Here is a 20,709-nt window from a genome sequence, read left to right as displayed (position 1 = left end):
TCTTCTTGGCGTGCTGCGGTTGTCTCGCGAGAGCGAGATCCAGTCACGTTGCGCGCGTAGGTCCGAAGATGGAACCTAGATTTGTTCATTCTCCTGGAAAAGAGAGGAGCACTCGAAAAGCCGGCCTCCGGTTGATCTGACTCATCCGATCTTGCGGTGAAACTCCACGAGGAACAGGGCCTGACCGTCGTGGTCGAACTGATGCAGCACCTCTGGCGCGACGATCCTGGGGCGCTCCGGATCCAGGGGCGACTCTCGACCGCCGAGCCCGTCGGTGCGAGAGCGGAGCCGCCTGGAGACCATGTGGAACACGCCCCCACACCGGGTCTGGCCGCGTGGTTTGACGAGCCTCTCGGCCGTCAGCCCTTCTCTACGTCCTTCCGGATCCCGAGCTTCCGCATCTTGCTTTGCAGCGTCGTCGGCTTCAGCCCAAGCGCCGCCGCGGCCCCGTCCTCGCCGTAGATCTTCCCGCCCGCGGCCCGCAGCGCGTCCTCGATGCAGCGCTGAGCGGCCTCTCGGTACGTCATCACGCGCCCTGTCGCGCCGGGCGCCGTGGAGAGCGGCGCTGACAGGATGAGCTCGTCTCCGGTCGACATCACCATCGACCGCTCGATCACGTTCTCCAGCTCCCGCACGTTGCCCGGCCAGCCGTGCGCCCAGAGCCGCGCCATCGACTCCGCGCTCACCCGCGGCGGCGTCCGGCCGAAGCTCGCCGCCACCTTCTCCACGATGACGCGCGTGAGCGGCTCCAGGTCCTCTGGCCGCTCCCGCAGCGGGGGGACGATGATCGGGAATACCTGCAGCCGATAATAGAGGTCCTCGCGGAACGCTCCGCTCACCACCATGTCCTCGAGCGGCCGGTGCGTCGCGGCGATCACGCGCACCGAGACGCGCACCGCGCCCTCGCCGCCGACGCGCTCGATCTCGCCCTCCTGGAGCACGCGCAGGAGCTTCGCTTGCGCCGCCCTGGGCAGCTCGCCGACCTCGTCGAGCAGCAGCGTCCCGCCGCTCGCGCGCTCGAACAGCCCGAGGTGCCGCGCCGCGGCGCCCGTGAACGCGCCGCGCTCGTGTCCGAACAGGGCGCTCTCGACGAGCCCCTCGGGCAGCGCTCCGCAGTTGACCGCGAGGAACGGCCGCTCCGCGCGGCGCGACAGCGCGTGGATGCGGCGCGCGATCACCTCCTTGCCCGTGCCCGTCTCGCCGCGCACCAGCACGGTCGTGTCCTGCCGCGCGACGAGCGGCACCATCTGCTGGAAGATCGCCCGCATCGCCGGGCCCACCGCGACCACCTCCCTCGGCAGGGCGACGCGATCGAGCTCCTCCTTGAGCGTCCGCTTCTCCCCCTGCGCGCGGCGCGCGATGGCCGCGACGCGCCCGAGGACCTGCACCTGCCGCAGCGCCACGGCGAGCAGGCGACCGATCGCCTCGAGCAGGGCGGGCGAGACGTCGAGCGCAGCGCCGCCGCCGAGCGCCATCGTGGCGCAGCCGACGGCGCCCTCCGCGTCGCGGAGCGCGAAGACGGCGAGCGTCTCGCCGCCCGCGCCGCGCCGGACCTCCGGCGCGCCCGGCGCGGCCGCGCCGCGGCGCAGATCGAGCCGCCGCAGCGGGAGATGGCGCGAGAGCGCGGCGCTCACCGCGGGGACGAGCGTCGCCTCGGTGTGCGCGCGGGCCGAGGCCTCGCCGAGGTCGGCGAGCAGAAGAAGGGCGTGATCGGCGGAGGCGGTCATCGTGCGCGGAGCGAGGCCGACGAAATGGCGTTGCGCGGCACCGTAGGGGCGTTGCCTGGACCGCACAAGGCCGGCGAAAGCCCGGGAAAAGCCGCTCGGGCCGCGGGCACGCGCCCTGCTCCCTGCCGGAGGAGGGAGAGGAGAGCGCGCGGACGACCGCGCCACGGAAAGGAACCCTCATGGCCTACGTCATCGCCGAGCCCTGCGTCGCCACGTGTGATACCGCCTGTGTCCCTGTCTGCCCCGTGGACTGCATCCACGGCCCGCTCGCGGCGGACGAGATCTCGCGCATCCCCGAGGGAGAGCGGAAGACACGCCTCGCCGGTCTCCAGCTCTACATCGATCCCGAGTCGTGCATCTGCTGCGGCGCCTGCGAGAACGAGTGCCCGGTGGGCGCCATCTTCGATGAAGACGAGCTGCCGGCCGAGTGGCAGCGCTACCGGGAGATCAACGCGCGCTTCTTCGACGACCGCGCGAAGGAGCGCGCTCCGGAGGAAACCTGAGCGCGGCTCGGGAGCGGCCGACAGCGACGAGCGACACGAGGAGAGGCGGAGGTGGCCGCGGGGCATTGACAGTCCAGAGTCGTCGCGATGTCATGCGCCTCTCTTCCACGTGCTCCGCCCACCGGTCAGCTTCCAGGCGCGCGCGATGTGCATCGGGCTCTGCTGTGCGGCGCTCGCGTGCATGGCGCCGCCCGGCCCGAAGGGCGTGCTTCCCTTTCTCGCGTCTCCGGCGGGGCTGGGCGTCGCTGCGCTGGCGCTCATGGCGCTGGGGACGTCGATCGAGGACCTCGGCAGGATCCGGCGCATCCGCGCCGGCGTGGGCCTCTGTGTCGTGGCCGCCGCGCTCGTCGCGGCCGGCGCGCTGTGGGGCGCCGCGCTGCCCGCGCTCAAGCCGTCGCTCGCCTGGTTCGCCTGGCTTCTTTATGGCGCCGGCGCGATCGGCGTCGCCCTCGCGCTCCGGCGTGACATCGCCGTCTTCCGCGATCCGCGTCACGGTCAACCCGTTCGCCTGGAGTCGATCTCGGCCGATGCCGTTCGTCTCACCGCCAACGGGGCCCCGGTCACCGTCCCCGCCGGCCAGATCCGCAGCGTGAGCCTCGGCGCCGGCCTTGAAGGGCGGGGCGTCTTCGTCCTCGTCGGCAGCCGGGACAAGGTGATCGGCGACGCGCGCGCGCTGCCCTGGGTCGCCGCCCATCGGGACGGCGACACCTTCCTCTTGACCGAGCACCAGGCGGCGCTCGACGCAGAGGTCCTGGCCGTGCGGCTGCACGAGGCAGCTTCCGCCAGCGGAGGGGATTATCGATGAAGGCGAGCGAACACGCGGCGGACGGCGCTCTCGAGATCCCGCTCCGCCGTCCCTACCTGGAGCTCCTCCTGAGCGCCTTCTTCTTTGCGGTCTGCGCGGCGGTCCTCGCCCATCGGGCCCAGACGAACGACCGCGGCCTGATCCTGAACGGGATCCTCCATTTCGAACCTGGAGGCGCCGACGTGTTCTACGCGGTGCTGGCGACCCTGTCAGGGGCCTTCTGCGCGCTCGGCGTCCTCGTCGCCGCGCGGTTTGCGGCGCTCAAGGAGTTCCGGATCGTCCTTGGCCATCGATCGATCACCTTGCCGTCGATGCATCCGCTCCGTGGCGCGCGGGAGGTCACCGTGCCGCTCGATCGCGTCGAGTCCGTGGAGCTGCAGCCGCCGGCCAAGCCGATCACGCTGGTGATCCGCGAGGACGATCGCTCCCATAACATCCCGCAGCGCTGGCTTCCCAGGGGCAGGTCGGCCGAGGAGGTCGCCGGCGCGATCATCGCGCGCGTGCGGGGGTCGCAAGCGGGGCAGCGCGCCCGCGGGTAGCGCGCTGCATATCGTCGGGTCTCGGCCGCGACGCGGTAGTAGGATGGCGCGCGATCACGAGGAGGCATCCATGAAGGCCGCGGCCGCGCTGGTGAAGGACATTCACGAAGAGCTCCGGAGCATCGACGATCAGCTGAGGGCTCACCCCTATCCGGACGCCATCGAACGGGGAGAGGTCACTGTCGAGGGATTGAGGGCCTTCCCGGGCCACCAGCACCACGTGGTGCTCAGCGACCTGCGCTCGATGGCGATGATGCTCCAGCGCTTCGGGGACACGCCCTGGCGCGATTTCTGGAGCGGTGTCCTCCAGGGCGAGCTCGTGGCGCCGGACGGGATCGCTGCCATGGGCCGGAAGCTCGGCATGACGAAGGACGACCTGGATCGGTACGAGGTCACCGCGGAGGGGTTCGCGTATGCCGTTCAGATGGCCTGGGCGGCGGCCAACGCCTCGGCGGCCGAGATCGCGTGCGCCCTGCTCATCAACTTCCCAGCCTGGGGGTTCAACTGCGGCAGGATGGGGAAGGCGCTCCGCGACCGGTACGGCTTCGGCCCGGAGCACACCGCCTTCCTGGACGCGTTCGCGGCCCTGCCATCGTTCGAGGACACCGCGATCGCCATCATTCAGGACGGGCTCGACCGCGGCGTGGAGCCCCGCGCGATCCGCCGCACGACCAGGCTATTTCAGGCGTATGAGAAGATGTTCTGGGACGCGATGACGGCGCTGGGAGCGCAGAAGGCGAGCGGCTAGCTAGCGCCGCCCTTCCTCGCGCTCACACCCGTACTTCTCGCGGATCTCCACCGCCATCCGGTGCACCACCGCGCCGGCGTCGGCGCGCACGTGCAGCTCCAGCCCCGGCATCAGCTCCACGCGCCGCCACGCCCGGCCGAGCTCCTCCGTGTCCGCGCGCTCTCCCGCGCCCGGCGCTGCGCTCTCGGGTGGCTCCGGCGGCAGCACCTCCTTCGCCAGCTCCTCGAGCGAGATCGCGGCGAGCTTCCGCTTGATCTCCGGGAGCAGCAGGTTGTGCTCGCGCAGCTTCTTGATCGCGAGCGCCCGTACGAGGTGCTCGCGGCCGTACGTCGTGCGGCGGCCGTGGAACGCGGGCTTGTCCATCAGACCCTCCGCGAACCAGTGCTTGATCGTGCCGGTACTGACACCGGCGGCGCGCGCCAGCTCGACGGCGCTGTAGCCGCGCGGGGCGACAGGGGGCGTGGGGACCAGGGGCATCGAGATATCCTAGCCAAAAAATCAGACAAAAGTCGACAGAATCTAGACAGTTGCTTCTGGTTTCCTGGTGGATGGAGGCTCAAACGAGAGATTGGCCATTGAAATCTAGCTAATATGAAGCTTAAACCAAAGAATCATCTCAAAAAACCAGGATGATGCGCCCTGAATCCAGAAAAACGGCTCAAGGATCGAGCGAATCGAGTCGCCCCGATCGTGCTGGTCGGGTCGACAACGGCGGCCGGCGCGGGCGGTGGTACACCCTGCCGTCATGACGACGACGGGCGCGCCGCGATCCATCTATCTCCCCAGAGCCTTCGAGGCACCCGACCTCGCCCACCTCCACGATCTCATCGACGCGCACTCCTTCGGCATGCTCATCGCGCCCGGGGAGGACGGCGTGCCCATGATCGCGCACCTGCCGTTCCTTCTGGAGCGCGACAGCGGCCCTCACGGCACCTTGCTCGCGCACGTCGCGCGGGCCAACCCGATCCGGCGCGCGCTCGACGGGAGCACGCCGGTCCTGGCCGTCTTCCGCGGGCCGCACGGGTACATCTCGCCCGGGTGGTACGCCTCGCGCGACGACGTGCCGACCTGGAACTACGCCGTCGTCCACGCGCACGGCGCGCCGCGGGCCATCGAGGACCACGACGCGCTCCTCGCGCTGCTCGCGCGCCTCTCCGACGTGAACGAGCGCGGGCAGCCCGAGCCCTGGAGCGTCGCGGAGCTCTCGCCGGAGAAGCGAGCCGCGCTGCTCCCCGCGATCGTCGGCTTCTCGATGGAGATCACGCGGATCGAGGGCAAGCTCAAGCTGTCGCAGAACCGCCGCCCCGAGGATCGCGACGGCGCCATCGCGGGGCTGCGCGCGCGGGGCACGCCCGACGACCTCGCGCTCGCGGCGGCGATGGAGCGCGCCCGCCCCCGCTGAGCCGTCAGGCTTCGCGCGCTTGCGACCTCCACGATCCGCGCCGTTCGGCGGCCGTGGGCGGCTGCGCGGCCACGAACGGCGTATGCGGGAACCAGCAGGGGCGACGTCACCGACTCCATGTTCCTGCGGTGCCTCGCCCTGACGAATTTGTGATCGCGCGGACGGAACCCGGAGATCGTACGGCGGGAGGCCTTGTCATGAGGCGCTTCATTCCTTGCCCCTGGAGCTTGCTTCCCGGCAGCGCGGTCGGGCTTCGCAACTCATTGGATTCAGGGAATTGTTAACCTGCTCGGCGCTCCGGGTGGCGGTCGTGGAGGGGCGGCTCCTCTCCAGGTACGGGAGATATCAATGTTCAGAATGTTCAGAATGAACAAGGTGTTGGCAGGGATGGGCTTGTTGTCGGTCGGGCTTACGTCCTGCGGCGACCACGTCGCAGGTGATGAACCGGCGGTCGTCGGGATGGAGCTCGATGAAGCGGAACAAGGGCTGGCGAATGGAACGCTCGTCTCGAATCGCTGGGCAGGCGGCATCGTTGATATTGGTTTCTGGGACGGGAGTCAGTGGGTCATGTCCGGCTGCAGCGGACAGGTCGTGTCTCGTGATGCGATAGTGCTCGCCGCCCACTGTGTTCGTCGCTGGCTGACGCCGGATACGGCCAATCCGCCGAACGTCAACTACAATCCGCCGGATACCGGGACCACGTGGTTTGCGGCCTACCGAATGAACGAAGACGGCACCTGGACTTGCATCACGGATCCTGCCGGCGGTTGTCAGCTGCAGGCAAGCTGGGCGGTGCCGTCGACGTACCTGGGCGTGTACCACACGGCGACGCAAACATGGACCGGTGACAACGCGGATCGCGATGTCGCCACGCTGAACTTTGGCACGAACTTCGCGAACGTCGTGCAGAAGGACGCAGCCTATCTGAACTCAGGCGGTGACTCGACCATCGGGACCGCCTACGGCTACGCAGACCCGCCGGCGAGCGACGGCAAGCTTCGAGGGGGAAATTTCTCTGGTATTGCCTTGAGCGGTGGAGCCTACACGAAGACTGTCCCACAGGCCGACCCGCACCTGTGCGGCGGCGATTCGGGCGGGCCGCTGCGCTTCCTGACCAGCGCAGCGACCACTCCAGAAAGCACCGTTCGTTCGGGGGTCCTCCTGGGAGTCAACTCCAAGGGAGGGTGCAGCGGCGCCAATGTGGGCAACCTCTGGGCGCCGATCAACAGCAACCGTACCTTCATCGAGAACAACATCGGCCGGGCATGCGCCACCGTGGTTCAGAACGGTTGGAGCACCCGCGACTGCTGGTGAGCTTCACGCCAAGGTGACGGTGCGGGGCAGCGTGGACACCACCCTCCGCGCGGGCCCAGGCGGCGACGGCGGTATGGCCGTCCGGCTGGCCACGCGGGGGGAACGAGGCTCGTCGCCGAGCGAGCGCTACCGGACGCGAGCGGCCGCCATCGCGTCGATCGGAGACTACGACTACATCGACAACTTCTACAACCTGAAGCGGCGGCTCCACGCCGGCGCGTCGGCTCAAGGACGGGCGAGCGCCGCTCGCGCCGACCACAGCGGACCTCCGCGGAGCCCGAGGCGGGCACGACGCCGAGCCGGCCAGGGCGACGATGGCACGCGGCTCTTGACGGAGCTGTCGCTCATTTGGCCGAGGCGGTTCGTCGTCGGATTCACCACCATCGGGTATCGGCATCCGATGCACATGTCGCCACACCCGGCGCAGGATCCGTTCCAGCTGCCAGGAATGCGCGACACCAACATCGAGAACGAAGTCCTGGTCAATCCTTACGCGCTGGACCGTCTGTGGGCGGACCTGGTCAAGATGCCCTGGGCGTCGGAGTATTCACCGCACGCGAAGATCGCGCGCAACGGCGCTCTGGTGGAATCCGGCGCTGCCGCCGGTGTCCGAGCCAGCCGTGCCGGTCGTACGCGCCCGAGACGTCACACGTCCCGAGCAGCGTGCCGGTCTGACTGTCGAGGTGGAGCTCGATCTTCGCGTTGCTGGCTGCGGACGATACCCGAGCCTCGAAGGAGGTCACGCCGTCCAGGAAATCGACGTCCTTCACCTTGATGTAGTCGCCATTGCTGATAAACGTTACGTTCATGCCGGCGCCGGTGTCGGTGCACACCTCGGTCTTGAGCCCCGACGAGGAGGCGATGGTCTCGGCCTCGACTTGCTTGAACGGATCCAGCGTGGCGACGGCGGACGGTCCATTCATGGACATCGTGAGCCTCGGAATGCTGCCGTCGGCGCCGTAGGTGAACTCCTCCACGCACACCGAGCGCTTGAAGTCACCGCCGCCCGGCAATGCGTTGTTGTGATAGAAAAGAATACGAGTTCCCCTTATAGTCGACGATGCCTGGGTGATTGGTGAAGGTTCGGCCAGCGCCCTGTAGCCCGCGGGCGAGCCGTGCGATCACGGATCGAGCCATGCCGTCTGGGCCGTACCAGGCTTTGAGCCCCGCCCGGGGCGACGCGAGCACGGCTGACATTGGCCCGCTCCGTGAAGCTTGACATTCATTGAAAGTCACGCATGGTTAACGAAACTCCAAGGCCTGATTCGGCCGGAAGCACGCCGCCGACGAGGTGAGTGGGGAGCGTTGATCAGGAGGTTTGTTTGAAAAAGCAAACGCCATTCGTCCTTTGCTGGTTGTTGTGTGTGGTGGGCCTGGCAGGTTGCGACGGGGAAGCGCCGAGCGAGGAGGAGGGGGTCGGAAACGTCACTGCCGCCGTGACGATGGCGAATCAGCACGATGTGGCAGCCATCGATTTTCGTGTCGCGACGCATGCCCAGTCTTGTGATAATCCGCTCACGCAGGCCATCAATGCGCTGGAAACGGAGACCCTTCCACCATCGCTCCAACCACCCGGCTCCGGCGCACACGCGTTCGCAGACGCACTCTTCGTGTTGCCAGCCGGCGACTACCGACTGTGCGTTATTCCTGTCACCACATTCGGCACGCCGTCAGTGCAATGTGGGCGAGTCGAGGCCATGGTGACGGTGTTGCCGAACGTGACGAACGAGGTTGTCCTCGTGTCACAGTGTAGTGGCGCCGAGATGGGCGGGCTCGACGCGGTCGTCGCGCTCAATGATGCGCCGCAGATCACGGGACTGCTCATCGCCGAGAGCAAATTCATCACCTTGTGCCAGACGGCGCAGATCAGGGTCAACGCCGTCGATCCGAACGGTGATGCCCTCTCGTTCTCGTTCTCGGTCGTGTCAGGCCCCGGCCCGGGTTCGCTGATGCAGGGCGCTCCGGCGATCGTCGGTTGCACGGCCGAATCGCCGGAATGCCAGACCTTCACTCCCAGCATCGTGGGCGATTACCTGTTGCGGGTGGAAGTTGGCGACGGGCTCGGGGGAGTGGCTACCCTCACGTTCCCGATCCACGTCTCCCCATGTGACCACTAGCACCGCCTTCGCCGACCGGCCCTGCCGCGGCGACCGTTGCATGCGCGGGACCACTGCGATGCGCCTTCCTTGCTCGGTGTGCGTGTCCGTTATCGTCGTCGACGAGGGGACACGCCGGCAGCCGTGCTCGCGCATCGTCCGCACGACGTCCTCGATGCTCGTTAACGGGCAGGGTGGCGAGCTCGTCCGACATCTGTCGTGCGCAACGCTCGAACCTGAGCTTCACCGTGTGCAGCGGAGGGCCTCGGGCGTCTTGACGAGGCACGGACCACGACGACGATCACCACGTCGAGCGCACGGAGGTGCCGCATGTCCGAGGAGGAGAGCGAGAGCGACCCCAAGCAGAAGCACGCCCCCCGACCCGCCGGCTCCACACAGGGGAGCAGCGCGGATGAGAGCCCTCGTCTCCTGCGAACCCGACGCCACTGGGCAAGCTGTAGCAAACGCTTCCCGAGGACGGTCGCTGAGATCGGCCGGACGACTGAATACCCCCTCCGGCGATCATGACGCTGCGGCGTGCTCGCAGACCCAAGCGCCCGTCCTCCAGCGCAAGTAGCCCCGACACCGGGCAGGAGATCGCGGCATTCTCCACCTGCGCGGAGATCGGACCTCGCCTCGAACCGCGGAGACCTACGTGATGGCCGCCCGCCTCCAGCCCAACTCTTCGGGGCCGCCCCCGTCCTCGGAAATGCGCGCGCCGGCGCCGTTCTACGAGCGGATGCGGGCGCGCGGGCGTCGACCCGCGGTGGCGGCGGCGATCGCGGTCGGGCTGTCGTCGATCGTGATCGTCGCGGTGCTGGCCGGGATCTCGTCGCTGCTCGTGGGCCGGGGCGTGGTGCTGGCGGGGGCGCTCATCGCCGCGCTCTCTCCCGGGGCCCCGGCCCGTGAGCTCGTCGTGGAGTGAACCCGGCGCCTCGAACCGCTCGGGCTCCGCGCCGACGATCTTCCCGCCCGGCTGCGCGACGCCGCGGCCGAGCTCGCCGCCCGCGCCGCCGGCATCGCGGCGTTCGTCGCCTCGGCCAGCTTCAGCGCTCTGCTCGGCTTCTTCTTCGTGTCGATGACCACCTACTTCGTCCTTCGGCACTGGACCGCGCTCGCGCGCCGCGCGGAAGACGTGCTCCCGCTGCACCCACGCCACACCCGCGCGTTGCTCGACGAGTTCCGGGTCGTCGGCCGGACGACGCTCCTCGGCACCGTGCTCACCGGAATCGCGCAGGGGTTTCTCGCGACGATCGGTTACCTCATTACGGGGATTCCCGAGGCGGCGTTCTTCGGCGCCGCGACGGCAATGGCCTCGCTGATCCCAGCGGTCGGCACGCTGCTCGTCTGGGTGCCGGCGGGCGTGTACCTGATTCTCACGCACCACATCGCCATGGGGATCGTCGAGCTCGCCTGGGGGGCGCTGGTGGTGGTGGGCCTCTCCGACTACGTGATCCGCCCGCGGCTCGTTGGACGGGGCTCGAGCATGCCAGCGCTCTTCACGTTCGGCGCGCTGTTCGGTGGGGTGGAGACGTTCGGGCTGAGCGGGCTCTTGCTCGGGCCGCTGGTGATGGCACTGGCGATCTCGACGCTGCGGATCTACGTGGCGGAGACAAAGGGGAGGCGCACGCAGGGCGAGGCTCGGAGGTGATCGAGGTGGCGAGATCGACGCTCAATCGGCCATCCTGCTCCTGGCTGCCGCCCCGGGGCAGGTCTCGACGCCGCGCGCAAGCTTCCGGTTCACCACGGCCCCCACGAGGAGCGCTGCCGTGAACAAATACAGGCCGATCATGGTCACGCCGATCACCGCGAGCCCCGCCAGGTAGGCGCCGCCATCTCCCGCTTTGGCGATGTAGAACGCATAGGCGAAGCCGAACAGGATCTCGAGCGCGACGGCGAGCAACGCACCGGGGAGGATCGGCACGCCACGCCGGGCCCGGGGCGGGATGCCGACCCGGTACAGGGCACAGACGTACGCGAGGACGATCCCCGCGCTGACGCAGAAGCGGAGAAGGCGGCTCGCCAGGGTCGGGGCTTCGGTCGCCCGCAGCGGCGGGATCCACCGCCCGAGCCCACCCATCGCGCCTTGGAGCGCGGGGCCCAGGGACGCGAGGAGAGCAACCGCGACCGGCAGGACGATGCACATGCCGATGGCGAGCAGGCGCTTCTTCCACCAGGGACGCGAGATCCCGGTCCCGATCTCGAGGGAGTCGAAGATCGAGTGCACGCCGCTCGAGGCGAGCCAGATGAAGACCGCTGTGGTCCCGACGCCCACCGAACCCTCGTTCCACGTGGCGAGGTTGATCAGCTCGGCGCTGACGAGCTGGCGGGCCGCTGCCGGGAGCGGGCTCAACAGCTGCACGACCGCGCTCCAGTTGCTCGTCGAGAAGCGCCCGGCAAGGAGACCCGCGACAGCGGCGAGCGGCACGAGCGAGAGAAATAGCCAGAACGCCGTCTCGGCGGCGAGGCCGAGGACCCTCGTGCGATCCAGGCAGACGAGCACGTCCTTCGACCAGGCGCCGGCGCGTGAAAACCGCCGCTTCCATCCCGCCAGCTTCAAGATGTGCGGCCGACGCATCGATGCCTCCCACCTCGGGGCTCCATGGGCTCCTCTTCTGCATCCGGAACCGCCCCTCCGCGTCGTCCTCCCGTAGCTCGCCGTCGTGTGATCGCGCCCCGACATGGCCAGCGAAGGCGCGTCGCTGTCACGCCGCGCGCCCGCGCGTGAGGAGCTCGCGCCACCGCTGCGCGGAGACCCGCGCCGGCTCCGTCGTGTCCACGAACCCCTCGAGCACTCGCACGAATTTCTCCGGATCCTTGCAATGCGGGTAGTGTCCGACGGCGTCGAAGAGATCGAGGCGGCTGCCCGGCATCGATGCGTGTGCGTCGCGGGCGTGGGCGACGGGGATCACCCGGTCGTTGGTCCCCCACACGATCAGCGGCGGCACCTCCGCCGTCAGGTACAGCCGGTCGTGCGCGCTCACGCGCTGGCCGGCGCGGTCGATCACCGAGCGCAGGGTCTGGACGAACGCGCGCCGGGCGTCCTCGTCCGCGAGCGATGAATAGGAGTTGACGAACTCGACGAGCACCGGACCGGGGCGCCGGCCGCGCCGCTCCAGGAAGCGCAGGGCGGCGCGCGCGAGGAAGCGCTCCGGGCGGAGAGTGAAGCGGAGGAGCGCGCGGGAGAGCGGCCGGCAGCCGATCGGCAGCGCCAGCTCGGCCCCGGGCAGGCTCAGCGCCCGCAGGAGCGCGTTCGCCTCGATCCCGAGGCCGCCGCTGCCGACGAGGACGAGCCGCTCGCAGCACTCGGGGAACTGGTAGACCGTCTGCATGGCGACGCCGCCGCCGAATGAGTGCCCGACGAGGGTGCCGCGGTCGTGTCCGAGCGCCGCCATGAGATCGCGGATGCTGCTCGCATACGCGCCGAGCGAGTAGTCGGTCCGCGGCTTGGCGGAGGCGCCGTGGCCCAGCAGATCCGGCGCGACGACGGTGAACCGCCGGGCGAGCGCGGGGACCACGTGCCGCCACGTCGCCGAGCTCCCGGCCATGCCATGGATGAGCACCATGAGCGGGCCCCGGCCTTCCCGGCGGAAGGCGATGTCGTGCCCGTGGATCGTGGTGTGGTGCAGCTCCATGACACAAAGCGTAATGCGGCTCCGGCCGGTGTCGCTCGGATCCGACTTATGGGGGTCGCGCCTGGTCGAGCAGGCGCTCGTCCCTCAGCCGGAGCCGCGTCTCTTCGCCGCTTTGTCCTCCGTGTCGAGCCGCTTCGCGTCCTCGTCGTAACGCTTCTCGTCGGCGCGGATCTCCGCCTCGGTCTGCTCGCGGATCGGCGGGCGCACTGCCTCCGGTTTGTCTTCGCCGAAGATGGCCCTGGCCGCTCCCCGGCCGAGGCCGTAACCGAGCCATGCTGTGAACCACGACATGGTCAGCCCTCCTTCCTGGGCTTCTTGAGGCGTCGTACGCGCCCCCTCGACGGACGCCTTGACGTCGCTTCAGACGTGGTCGGCGCCCTGCTTCACCTCGTCCCACTTATCGTCGGTCGCCTCGGCGATCTCGTGGAGCTTGGCCTTCGCGACGTCGAGCTTAAATCCGGGTGCGCCGGCGCTTCGCTGCCTCCCGCGCCGCCGCTCGCCGGGGAGCGCCGTGTCGGGTCCGCCTCGGCGCGGGCGCCGAAGGTTACGCCCGCTGCTAAGGGTCCAGCACCCGGAGCAATGCGCTCGACCCGGGCGAGACGGGCGCGGGGTGCGCTGCGACGCCGAGCCCGTCGAGCAGGGCGGGCGATGCGAAGAGCCCCTCCGCCGCTCCCTCGGGCACCCACCCGGAGAGCTCCAGCAAGTCGCCGCCCGTCAGCGTGCCATCGCCGCTCGCCTGGAGCTCGCCGACGTGCGCGCAGAGGCGGACATGCACCCGCCGGTCGCGCCCCGCGCGCGCCTCGAGCCGCCGCTTCAGCGACAGCGCCGCGCCGAGCGCATCGCGGCGCGCGGCCTCGTCGCGCGCCGGATCGAGGGGCCGGTCGGCCGTGACCAGCGCGGTCGTGCCCGCCTCGACCGCGGTCGAGAACCCCGCCTTCGTGAGCTCGGACAGCGCGAAGGGCAGGACGGACTCGAAGTCATCGAGCAGCTCCGCCGTCGGCTCATCGAGCGCGCCCGGGTCGGCCTGCACCTCCACGTGGATGCCGATGGCCGATCGCCGCGGCGCCGCGGCCGCCCCGCCCGCCGCCCGCGGCGCCGCGGCGGCCTCGCGCAGCTCGGTGAGCAGCTGCCCCGCCGACGGCTGGCGCTCCGCCGGGTCCTTGCTGAGCGCCCGCAGCACCACGTCGTCGAGCGACGGGCTCACGCGCGCCTGCGCGCTCGGGCGGGGCGGGCTCGCGAAGAGGTGGAGCTGGCGCAGCACCGGGAACGACGCGCCGGCGAACGGCGGCTCTCCCGTGAGCATCGCGTACGCCAGCGCGCCGAGCGCGTAGACGTCCGTCCGCGCGTCGACGGGGCGGCCCGTGAGCTGCTCGGGCGACATGCTGGAGGGCGAGCCCAGGACGTGCCGCGACGTGGTCAGCGCGGGCCCCGGCGCGTCGAGCAGCTTCGCCACGCCGAAATCGAGCAGGACCACGCGGGGGCCGCGTTTCTGCGTGTCGCCGGAGCACAGGAAGACGTTGGACGGCTTCACGTCGCGGTGCACGATCGCCCGCGCGTGCGCCGCGTCGAGCGCGCTGCAGAGCGGCTCCAGGAGGGCGAGCGCCTCCTCCAGCGGGAGCCGGCCGCGGGCCTCGAGGTGCCTCTCCAGGCTGACGCCGTCGAGCAGCTCCATGACGAAGTAGGGGCGGCCATCCTCGAGCCTGCCGACGTCCAGCACCTCGACCACGTTCGGGTGCCGCACCCGCTGCATCACCACGACCTCGCGCTCGAAGCGGAGGCACACGTCAGGGTGCAGCGCGAGCTCGGCGTGCAGGACCTTGATCGCCGCCTTCGTGCGGCGCGTCGCGTGCTCGCCGCGGTAGACGACGCCGAAGCCGCCCTCGCCGAGGACGCTCTGGAGCACATAGTCTCCGGCGCGCGAGGGCACCTCGGCGCTGCGCCGGCCACCCGCGGTGGATTCCTCCCCGGCCGAGAGGGTGACCGTCTCGTCGGTGGGGCTCACCACCCCGCGCGGCGCGCTGGGGATGGTGTCGTCATCGACGTGTACCATGCTGACCCGCGACGATAGCATAGGCGTGGTGTGCGCTCGCGCGCGCGCCTGCGTTAGCGCGCCTGCGTTAGAGAGAGGCCGAGTGCATCGCTGTCCTTTGTGTCACCGGCGTCGCGAGGGCGCGGCGCCGTGCCCCTTCGACGGATGGACGCCGCCGCCCGGCGAGCCCTCCGCGCCCGCTCCGCCGCGCGTCCCCGGTGTCTCGCTCGGCGAGCGCCTGGGGCAGGGCGGCTTTGCCATCGTGTGGGCGGGGGTCTCGGACGATGACGGCGCCCCCGTCGCCGTCAAGGTCGGCATGTCCACCACGCCGATGCTGGAAGAGCGCTTCCGCCGGGAGGCCGACGCGCTCGAGCGCATCGGCCCGCCGCACGTGGCGCGGCTCCACAGGTGCGGCCGGCTCGACGATGGTCGCCCCTACCTCGTGATGGAGCGGCTCTTCGGCCGCACCCTCGCCTCGGAGCTCGCCGCCCTCGCCGCCCCGCCCGATCCGGGCTGGGTCGCGGCGCGGGCCGACGCCGTGCTCGCCGCGCTCGAGGCCGCTCACGACAGGGGCGCGATCCACAGGGATCTGAAGCCGGAGAACCTCTTCATCGAGCGCCGCTCCGAGGCGGCGGACGAGCGGGTCGTGCTGCTCGACTTCGGGCTCACGAAGCGCTCCGAGCGCACGCCCGGCGATGCGGCGCGCGAGGAGCTGCTCACCCGCAGCGGCGTGGTCCTGGGGACGCCCGAGTACATGGCGCCGGAGCAGTTCCGCGGCGAGGCGGTCGACGTGCGCGCCGACGTCTACGCGTTCGGTGTCATCCTCTTCGAGCTGCTCACCCTTCGGCTGCCCTTCGCGGGCGACGGCGCCTCGCTCGAGCATGCGCACCTCGCGCTGCGCCCGGAGCGCCCGGGCGAGCTCGCGCCGGTGCCCGCCGCGCTCGAGGAGCTCACGCTGGCGTGCCTCGCCAAGGATCGCGAGCGCCGCCCGGCGGACGCGCCCTCGCTGCGGCGCGCGCTCGCCGCGGCGCGCGCCACCTTCGCGCGCCGCGGCGAGGGCGCGCCGGCCGAGCCGGGCGCGCCGCGCGACCGCGCCGCGGCGCCGGCCGAGCCGGGCGCGCCGCGCGACCGCGCCGCGGCGCCGGCCGAGCCGGGCGCGCCGCCCGCGCGCGCCGCGGCGCCGGCGGACTCGACGAGCGCCAGGCTGATCGCCGGGGGGCGGAGCTCGGTCGTGCTGCTCGTCGCCGACACGACGGCCGCGGCGTCGCCCGTCATCGCCGCCGTGACCGGCCGCAAGGGGTTCATCACACGGCAGCGCGGCAGCCGCTACGTGGCGGTCTTCTCCGGCAAGGACGCCGATCACCCGGCGCAGGCCGCGCTCGCCGCCGCGCGCGAGCTCGCCGGGAAGCACGGGGCGCGCGCGGCGCTGCACCTCGCGTCGGTCACCCTCCGCCGCAGGGCGCGCGGCGCCGTCTCGGCGTACGGCGCCGCCGTCGAGCGACCCGAGACCTGGCTGCCACCAGAGCCGTGGTCGGGCGTCGCCCTCTCCGCCGAGATCGAGCGCGCCCTGCCGGCGCGCGAGGACAGCGACGGCCGGCCCGCCTCGGCCGAGGCCGAGCCGTCCGTCGAGATCGAGGTCCCGCTCGCCGGTCGCGACGACGTCCTCGCGGCGATCGCGGAGAGCGCGCGCGCGGCCTTCGACGGCACGTGCCCGGGTCTGTTCACGCTGATCGGCGATACAGGGCTCGGGAAGAGCCGCCTCGCGGCGGAGGCCGCCTCGGCGGCGCTCCGCTGCGACGCCGGGGCGCTCGTGGTCTCGCTCCGCGCGGCGCAGCCGCTGCTCGGCGACGCGGCGCGCGACGCGGCCGAGCTCCTCGGCCGTGTCCTCGACGCGCCCGCGGAGGCGCCGCCGGACGTCGCCGCGTTCTGCCGCGAGCGGCTCGGCGCCGCGCTCGGCGAGGCGACGTGGCCGTCGGTCGCGGCGGCGCTCGGCTGGTCGCCGCTGCCCGCGCGCGGCGCGCCCGCTTCGCTCCACCACGGCGTGGTCCAGGCGCTCGGCGAGGCGCTGCGCCGGCGCGCCCAGCGCGGGCCGGTGGCGGTGATCGTCGACGACGCGCACTGGGCCGACGACGCGCTGGTCGACGCGCTCGAGTACGCCACGCTCGACGGCTCCGGCGTCGCGCTGTGGGTGCTCGTCGCCGCGCACCCCCGCTTCGAGCAGGTGCGCCGCGCCTGGGGCGCGCGCACCCAGCGGCACGACCGCGCGGCGCTCGCGCCGCTCGACGACGCGGCGGCGATGGCGCTCGCCGCCGAGCTGCTGCGGCCGGCGGAGTACCCCCCTGCCGAGACGCTGCGCCGGCTCGCGCGCTGGGCGGGCAACAACCCGGCGTGCCTCGTCGAGCTCGTGCGCTCGCTCAAGCGGGCCGGCCTCGTGAAGCGCCGCGTGAACGCCGGCAGCCACTACGTCGCCACGGCCGAGCTCGACAACCTCCCCCCGTCGCCCGCGTGGCAATGGCTCGCGGAGCGGCGGCTCGACGCGCTCTCGCCGGAGCTCGCGGCGTGCGTCCGGGTCTGCGCGGTGCTCGGCGACTCGTTCGCCCGCGCGGAGCTCGAGCAGATCCTGGACTCGATCGCCCGGGCGGGGGAGGCCGGCACGCCCATCGACGCGGGCTACGGCCTGAGCGCCCTCGTCGAGCACAGGATCCTGGAGCGCGGCGCGGGCGAGCGAACCTCGTTCCAGAGCGCCGTCTTCCAGGACGCGGTGGTCGAGCTGCTCGACCCGGGGGAGCGCGCGCAGATCCACCGGCGCGCGCTCGCGTACTTCACGGCCAGGGTGGAGGCGGAGGGGCCTCGCCCGGAGCTCCTCGCGCCGCTCGCGCGGCACGCCGGCGGGTGCGGAGCGCGGGAGGCGGCGGCGGACGCGTGCCTCACGCTCGCCGATCTCGCGTTCGCGCGGCACCGCCACGTCGAGGCGGACCGGCACTACACGGCGGCGCTCTCGTTCGCGACGGCGGACGACGCCCGCCGGCGGGCGCGCGCGCTGGCGGGGCGGGGCAAGAGCCGCTACCGCGTCGACCGGACGCGCGAGGCCACGGACGACCTCGCGGCCGCGCGGGCGCTGGCCGCGGAGCTCGGCGACGACGCCTCCCTCGCGGGCGTGCTGCTCGAGGAGGCGGCCGCGCTCGACTGGGCGGGCGAGTTCGAGCGCTCGGCCGAGCGCGTCGGGGAGGCGCGCGCGCTCGTCGATCGGCTCGGCGCGCGCTCTCTCGTCGACCGGTTCGGCGCGAGCGCGCTCGAGGGCCGCGCGCTCGTCGCCGAGGGGCGCACCTGCTTCCGGCGCGGCCGGGTCGCCGAGGCCGTCGAGCTTCTCACGCGAGGCGCCGCCAGCGCGGAGGCCGAGGGCGATTACGGGACCAGGATCGTCGCGCTCCTCCTCCTGTCGCCCGCCTTGATGTGGCTGGGAGAGCTCGACCTCTCGAACGCCCGCTTCGACGAGACGTTCGCCCTGGCGTCGTCCGCCGAGGACTGGCCTCACCTCTGCGCGGCCTGCACGTGCCGCATCCCGCTGAGGGCGATGCGGCGCGAGCTCGACCTCGCCATGGCGGACATGCGCCACGCCATCGCGCTGGCGCGCGAGCTCGGAAACCCCGTCCTGGAGCGCCACGTGACGCTGAACGCGGCGGAGCTGCTCCACGCCAGCGACCACGGGGACGAGGCGCTGGAGCTGGCCCGCCGCGCGCACGTGCTCGAGCGGCGGTTCTTCGAGCACGCCGCGCCCGAGTGCTCCCTGCTCCTTGCGCGCATCCTCGTCTCGAGGCGCTGCCACGACGAGGCGAGCCGCCACCTCTCGTGGATCGAGCGGAGCTGCCCGCCCGACCCCTCGGCGCCCTCGCTGTGGGCGTTCTCCCGCGCGCTCCACCTGGTGCTCTGCGAGCAGGGCCTCCGCGCGCGCGAGCCGTCGGCGAGCGCCGATCCGTGGGAGGACGTGCTGTCGCGGTGCCGGGGCGGTCTCCTGGCGATCGAGCTCGTCGAGCTGCTCTCGATGCGCGCGGAGATGGCGATCGCCGGCGGGCGGCCACGGGAGGCGGCCTGCGCTCTCCAGGAAGCGGCGGCGCAGCTCGACGACGCGCCGGGCTTCCGCACCCGGCTGGCGCGGCTCGCGGCTCAGCTGGATCGGATGGCGGCTCCGGGCATCAGCGGGTGAGGGGCAGCGCCTCCATCCGACCCGATGCCCCCGGGCGCCCGCCTCCGCGCCGGGGCCAGATCGTAAATATTCGATATAATTGATTATTTTTGTGAGAGAGCGCGCGCCGACGTCCCGTGCCGGAGGGGGGCGGCCGCCTGGCACGAAAACTGGAAATAGCCGGTCAGAACGCGCCGCACGGCGTCGCCTCAGGAGAAGATCATGTCGAGCTTGGGAGCCCCGGTTACAGCGCTGCTCGGTACGTGCCTGTTCGCGCTTGGATGCGTGGTGACGCCGGCGCCGGCGGACGACAACGAGGAGGACATCGCAGCCGAGGGCGATGTGGCGTCGGTCGAGCAGGCGTATGTCTTTCCCAACGGCGACGATCCGGAGTTCCTCTGGGAGCCGCGGACGATACAGATGCTCCAGCGGCTCGCCCTGGCGCCGCTCGCGGACGGCGCTGGCAAGCTCGCCAGCACGCCGCTCCTGGAGACAGAGCAGGGCCGCAAGCTCCTCCACTATGTCGTGGGCTGCGCGCTCCGCCCGGACATGACCGTGAAGGGGGTGGTGGGCGCGTCCTCCTACGTGTATCAGGGGGCGCTCGGCCTCGCGGCGCCGTGGCGGAGTCAGGCCATGACCGCCACGTCCCCGCAGCGCTGGGTGACGGCGTGTATCCTCCAGACCTTGAACGGCTTCCTGGAGGAGGTGCCGATCCGCATGGTGGGCAAGCACCCGGGCCTCGCGGACGCGCCGTGGATGAACCCGGCCCAGTACACGTTCCCGGACGCGACCATGTTCGGCAACATCTTCGTCCCGGGCCAGGAAGTCGCTTATGCCTGCGCGGATGAGGGCGCGCAGCTCGCGTGCGGCGATGTGTGGAGCACGTTCGCGAAGCTGCGGATCTGCGACTCGTCGCCGACGTGCAAGCTCACCCTCCTCGGACCGTGCAAGGGCTCGCTCCCGAACGAGACGGACTGCGCAACCAACGCCGCTGGCCAGCCGACGTGCCACGCGGACGGTGTGTCGTACCCGGAGTCGATCTCGTCGAAGCTCGACGCGGAGGGCGTCTTCAACCTCTACCCGAGCTGCGCGCAATGAGGCGCGGCGCCCCTCGTCTCCACCGCCCCCTCCTCCGCGCGCGCTCGCCCGCGGGGCGCGCCCTGGGAGTCGCGACCATGGCGGCCGCGCTCGTGTCTCCGGCCGCGGCGAGCGCCTCGGACTCGGCGCCCGCGTTCACCGGCATGGGCTCCGCCGTCGTCGAGGCCCTCAATGAGCTCCGCTTCTGGGGCCAGGCACAGATAGGCGCCACTGGCGCGATCAGCGATTGGGCGGAGCCGGGCGGGGTGAGCCTGCGCGCCTCGATGAGCGTGCGCGGAGTCGGGCTCGCCGGCGCGCTCCGCTATGAGCAGGTGGAGGGCCGCGGCGGCGGCGTGCTCGCGCTCGGCGGCCAGCTCCGGCCGCTCGCCTTCGCCCAGATGACGGCCTACGAGCGGATCGATCCCTTTCTGAGCCTGGGCGGTGAGGTCGGCGGCGAGCGAGACGCGCTTCGCGCCGACCTCTATGCGGGCGCTGGCCTCGATTTCGTGCTCTTCCCCGAGGAGGACGCGCAGCCTGCGCTCGTCCTCGAATACCAGCTCCGCCCCCTCCGCACGCCCTCGGACACGCCGCTCCAGATCCTGCACCTCGGCGCCGCCATGCGCGGCGTCTTCTAGCGCGGGCGCGCGCCCG

At 71.4% G+C, this 20,709-nt stretch carries 19 protein-coding genes and 1 pseudogene; 12 read left to right on the top strand and 8 right to left on the bottom strand.

The genetic code is table 11. The annotated features are described in order from the left end of the window. Positions 1–141: 141 nt before the first annotated feature. Together WME82_RS30410 and WME82_RS30405 are read right to left on the bottom strand one after the other, a co-directional pair. On the bottom strand, positions 142–303 hold the full coding sequence (locus WME82_RS30410) for a hypothetical protein (protein ID WP_438038174.1): 162 nt from the start codon (positions 301–303) through the stop codon (positions 142–144). A gap of 56 nt (positions 304–359) precedes the next feature. After that, positions 360–1,727 carry a sigma-54 interaction domain-containing protein gene (locus tag WME82_RS30405; RefSeq protein ID WP_438038173.1) on the bottom strand — a complete coding sequence of 456 codons (1,368 nt, stop codon included), beginning with the start codon at positions 1,725–1,727 and terminating at the stop codon, positions 360–362. Positions 1,728–1,906: 179 nt separating this feature from the next. On the opposite strand from WME82_RS30405, the gene WME82_RS30400 reads away from it, so the two are divergent. From WME82_RS30400 to WME82_RS30385, 4 genes are all read left to right on the top strand, one after another. Then, on the top strand, positions 1,907–2,230 hold the full coding sequence (locus tag WME82_RS30400) for a 4Fe-4S dicluster domain-containing protein (RefSeq protein WP_012238179.1): 324 nt from the start codon (positions 1,907–1,909) through the stop codon (positions 2,228–2,230). 145 nt (positions 2,231–2,375) lie between these two features. Then, on the top strand, positions 2,376–3,035 hold the full coding sequence (locus WME82_RS30395) for a hypothetical protein (protein WP_438038172.1): 660 nt from the start codon (positions 2,376–2,378) through the stop codon (positions 3,033–3,035). Further along, positions 3,032–3,574 carry a hypothetical protein gene (locus WME82_RS30390; RefSeq protein WP_438038171.1) on the top strand — a complete coding sequence of 181 codons (543 nt, stop codon included), beginning with the start codon at positions 3,032–3,034 and terminating at the stop codon, positions 3,572–3,574. The genes WME82_RS30395 and WME82_RS30390 overlap by 4 nt, the downstream gene beginning before the upstream one ends. A 70-nt stretch (positions 3,575–3,644) precedes the next feature. Beyond that, entirely contained in the window at positions 3,645–4,322 is a 678-nt protein-coding gene (locus tag WME82_RS30385) for a hypothetical protein (RefSeq protein ID WP_438038170.1), read from the top strand. Here WME82_RS30385 and WME82_RS30380 read toward each other — a convergent pair whose 3' ends face one another. Beyond that, complete coding sequence (locus WME82_RS30380; RefSeq protein ID WP_438038169.1) at positions 4,323–4,799, bottom strand: helix-turn-helix domain-containing protein; 477 nt, start codon at positions 4,797–4,799, stop codon at positions 4,323–4,325. Positions 4,800–5,067: 268 nt separating this feature from the next. Here WME82_RS30380 and WME82_RS30375 point away from each other — a divergent pair, with 268 nt between their 5' ends. Beyond that, positions 5,068–5,724 carry an FMN-binding negative transcriptional regulator gene (locus tag WME82_RS30375; protein ID WP_438038168.1) on the top strand — a complete coding sequence of 219 codons (657 nt, stop codon included), beginning with the start codon at positions 5,068–5,070 and terminating at the stop codon, positions 5,722–5,724. 366 nt (positions 5,725–6,090) lie between these two features. Beyond that, the gene (locus WME82_RS30370; RefSeq protein WP_438038167.1) at positions 6,091–7,038 is read left to right on the top strand and encodes a hypothetical protein; all 948 of its coding nucleotides are present in this window, start codon (positions 6,091–6,093) and stop codon (positions 7,036–7,038) included. Between the two features lie 521 nt (positions 7,039–7,559). Here WME82_RS30370 and WME82_RS30365 read toward each other — a convergent pair. Next, on the bottom strand, positions 7,560–8,015 hold the full coding sequence (locus tag WME82_RS30365; protein ID WP_438038166.1) for a carbohydrate-binding protein: 456 nt from the start codon (positions 8,013–8,015) through the stop codon (positions 7,560–7,562). Between the two features lie 345 nt (positions 8,016–8,360). On the opposite strand from WME82_RS30365, the gene WME82_RS30360 reads away from it, so the two are divergent. From WME82_RS30360 to WME82_RS30350, 3 genes and pseudogenes are all read left to right on the top strand, one after another. Beyond that, on the top strand, positions 8,361–9,155 hold the full coding sequence (locus WME82_RS30360) for a hypothetical protein (protein ID WP_438038165.1): 795 nt from the start codon (positions 8,361–8,363) through the stop codon (positions 9,153–9,155). A gap of 634 nt (positions 9,156–9,789) precedes the next feature. Further along, positions 9,790–10,059, top strand: coding sequence for a hypothetical protein (locus WME82_RS30355; protein WP_438038164.1), 270 nt, complete (start codon positions 9,790–9,792; stop codon positions 10,057–10,059). A gap of 45 nt (positions 10,060–10,104) precedes the next feature. Then, positions 10,105–10,785 (top strand): annotated as a pseudogene (locus WME82_RS30350) (AI-2E family transporter); the annotation flags it as partial. Positions 10,786–10,806: 21 nt separating this feature from the next. Here WME82_RS30350 and WME82_RS30345 read toward each other — a convergent pair. The 4 genes from WME82_RS30345 to WME82_RS30330 all read right to left on the bottom strand — a co-directional run bounded on the left by WME82_RS30345 (position 10,807) and on the right by WME82_RS30330 (position 14,819). Then, positions 10,807–11,712: a YihY/virulence factor BrkB family protein gene (locus WME82_RS30345; protein WP_438038163.1), complete on the bottom strand. Its 906-nt coding sequence runs from the start codon at positions 11,710–11,712 to the stop codon at positions 10,807–10,809. A gap of 127 nt (positions 11,713–11,839) precedes the next feature. After that, a complete protein-coding gene (locus tag WME82_RS30340; RefSeq protein ID WP_438038162.1) occupies positions 11,840–12,769 on the bottom strand; it encodes an alpha/beta fold hydrolase in 930 nt (309 codons plus the stop codon). An 84-nt stretch (positions 12,770–12,853) separates the two neighbouring features. Beyond that, positions 12,854–13,060 carry a hypothetical protein gene (locus WME82_RS30335; RefSeq protein WP_438038161.1) on the bottom strand — a complete coding sequence of 69 codons (207 nt, stop codon included), beginning with the start codon at positions 13,058–13,060 and terminating at the stop codon, positions 12,854–12,856. A gap of 265 nt (positions 13,061–13,325) precedes the next feature. Then, positions 13,326–14,819 (bottom strand): serine/threonine-protein kinase, encoded by a 1,494-nt coding sequence (locus WME82_RS30330; RefSeq protein WP_438038160.1) that lies wholly within the window; start codon positions 14,817–14,819, stop codon positions 13,326–13,328. 97 nt (positions 14,820–14,916) lie between these two features. Here WME82_RS30330 and WME82_RS30325 point away from each other — a divergent pair, with 97 nt between their 5' ends. From WME82_RS30325 to WME82_RS30315, 3 genes are all read left to right on the top strand, one after another. Next, positions 14,917–19,002 (top strand): serine/threonine-protein kinase, encoded by a 4,086-nt coding sequence (locus WME82_RS30325; protein WP_438038159.1) that lies wholly within the window; start codon positions 14,917–14,919, stop codon positions 19,000–19,002. Positions 19,003–19,203: 201 nt separating this feature from the next. Continuing rightward, positions 19,204–20,079 carry a hypothetical protein gene (locus WME82_RS30320; protein ID WP_438038158.1) on the top strand — a complete coding sequence of 292 codons (876 nt, stop codon included), beginning with the start codon at positions 19,204–19,206 and terminating at the stop codon, positions 20,077–20,079. Positions 20,080–20,156: 77 nt separating this feature from the next. Next, positions 20,157–20,693 carry a hypothetical protein gene (locus tag WME82_RS30315; RefSeq protein WP_438038157.1) on the top strand — a complete coding sequence of 179 codons (537 nt, stop codon included), beginning with the start codon at positions 20,157–20,159 and terminating at the stop codon, positions 20,691–20,693. Positions 20,694–20,709 lie beyond the last annotated feature (16 nt).

It is taken from the genome of Sorangium sp. So ce128 (assembly GCF_051525245.1).
Lineage (GTDB): Bacteria > Myxococcota_A > Polyangia > Polyangiales > Polyangiaceae > Sorangium > Sorangium cellulosum_B.
The sequence above is the reverse complement of the archived record's forward strand: the minus strand, read 5'-3'. Positions and strand labels throughout refer to the sequence as shown.

Coding starts and splice junctions, on each gene's coding strand:
- WME82_RS30410 (WP_438038174.1), bottom strand. CDS start 303: ATGGTCTCCAGGCGGCTCCGCTCTCGCACCGACGGGCTCGGCGGTCGA.
- WME82_RS30405 (WP_438038173.1), bottom strand. CDS start 1,727: ATGACCGCCTCCGCCGATCACGCCCTTCTTCTGCTCGCCGACCTCGGC.
- WME82_RS30400 (WP_012238179.1), top strand. CDS start 1,907: ATGGCCTACGTCATCGCCGAGCCCTGCGTCGCCACGTGTGATACCGCC.
- WME82_RS30395 (WP_438038172.1), top strand. CDS start 2,376: ATGTGCATCGGGCTCTGCTGTGCGGCGCTCGCGTGCATGGCGCCGCCC.
- WME82_RS30390 (WP_438038171.1), top strand. CDS start 3,032: ATGAAGGCGAGCGAACACGCGGCGGACGGCGCTCTCGAGATCCCGCTC.
- WME82_RS30385 (WP_438038170.1), top strand. CDS start 3,645: ATGAAGGCCGCGGCCGCGCTGGTGAAGGACATTCACGAAGAGCTCCGG.
- WME82_RS30380 (WP_438038169.1), bottom strand. CDS start 4,799: ATGCCCCTGGTCCCCACGCCCCCTGTCGCCCCGCGCGGCTACAGCGCC.
- WME82_RS30375 (WP_438038168.1), top strand. CDS start 5,068: ATGACGACGACGGGCGCGCCGCGATCCATCTATCTCCCCAGAGCCTTC.
- WME82_RS30370 (WP_438038167.1), top strand. CDS start 6,091: ATGAACAAGGTGTTGGCAGGGATGGGCTTGTTGTCGGTCGGGCTTACG.
- WME82_RS30345 (WP_438038163.1), bottom strand. CDS start 11,712: ATGCGTCGGCCGCACATCTTGAAGCTGGCGGGATGGAAGCGGCGGTTT.
- WME82_RS30340 (WP_438038162.1), bottom strand. CDS start 12,769: ATGGAGCTGCACCACACCACGATCCACGGGCACGACATCGCCTTCCGC.
- WME82_RS30335 (WP_438038161.1), bottom strand. CDS start 13,060: ATGTCGTGGTTCACAGCATGGCTCGGTTACGGCCTCGGCCGGGGAGCG.
- WME82_RS30330 (WP_438038160.1), bottom strand. CDS start 14,819: ATGGTACACGTCGATGACGACACCATCCCCAGCGCGCCGCGCGGGGTG.
- WME82_RS30320 (WP_438038158.1), top strand. CDS start 19,204: ATGTCGAGCTTGGGAGCCCCGGTTACAGCGCTGCTCGGTACGTGCCTG.
- WME82_RS30315 (WP_438038157.1), top strand. CDS start 20,157: ATGGCGGCCGCGCTCGTGTCTCCGGCCGCGGCGAGCGCCTCGGACTCG.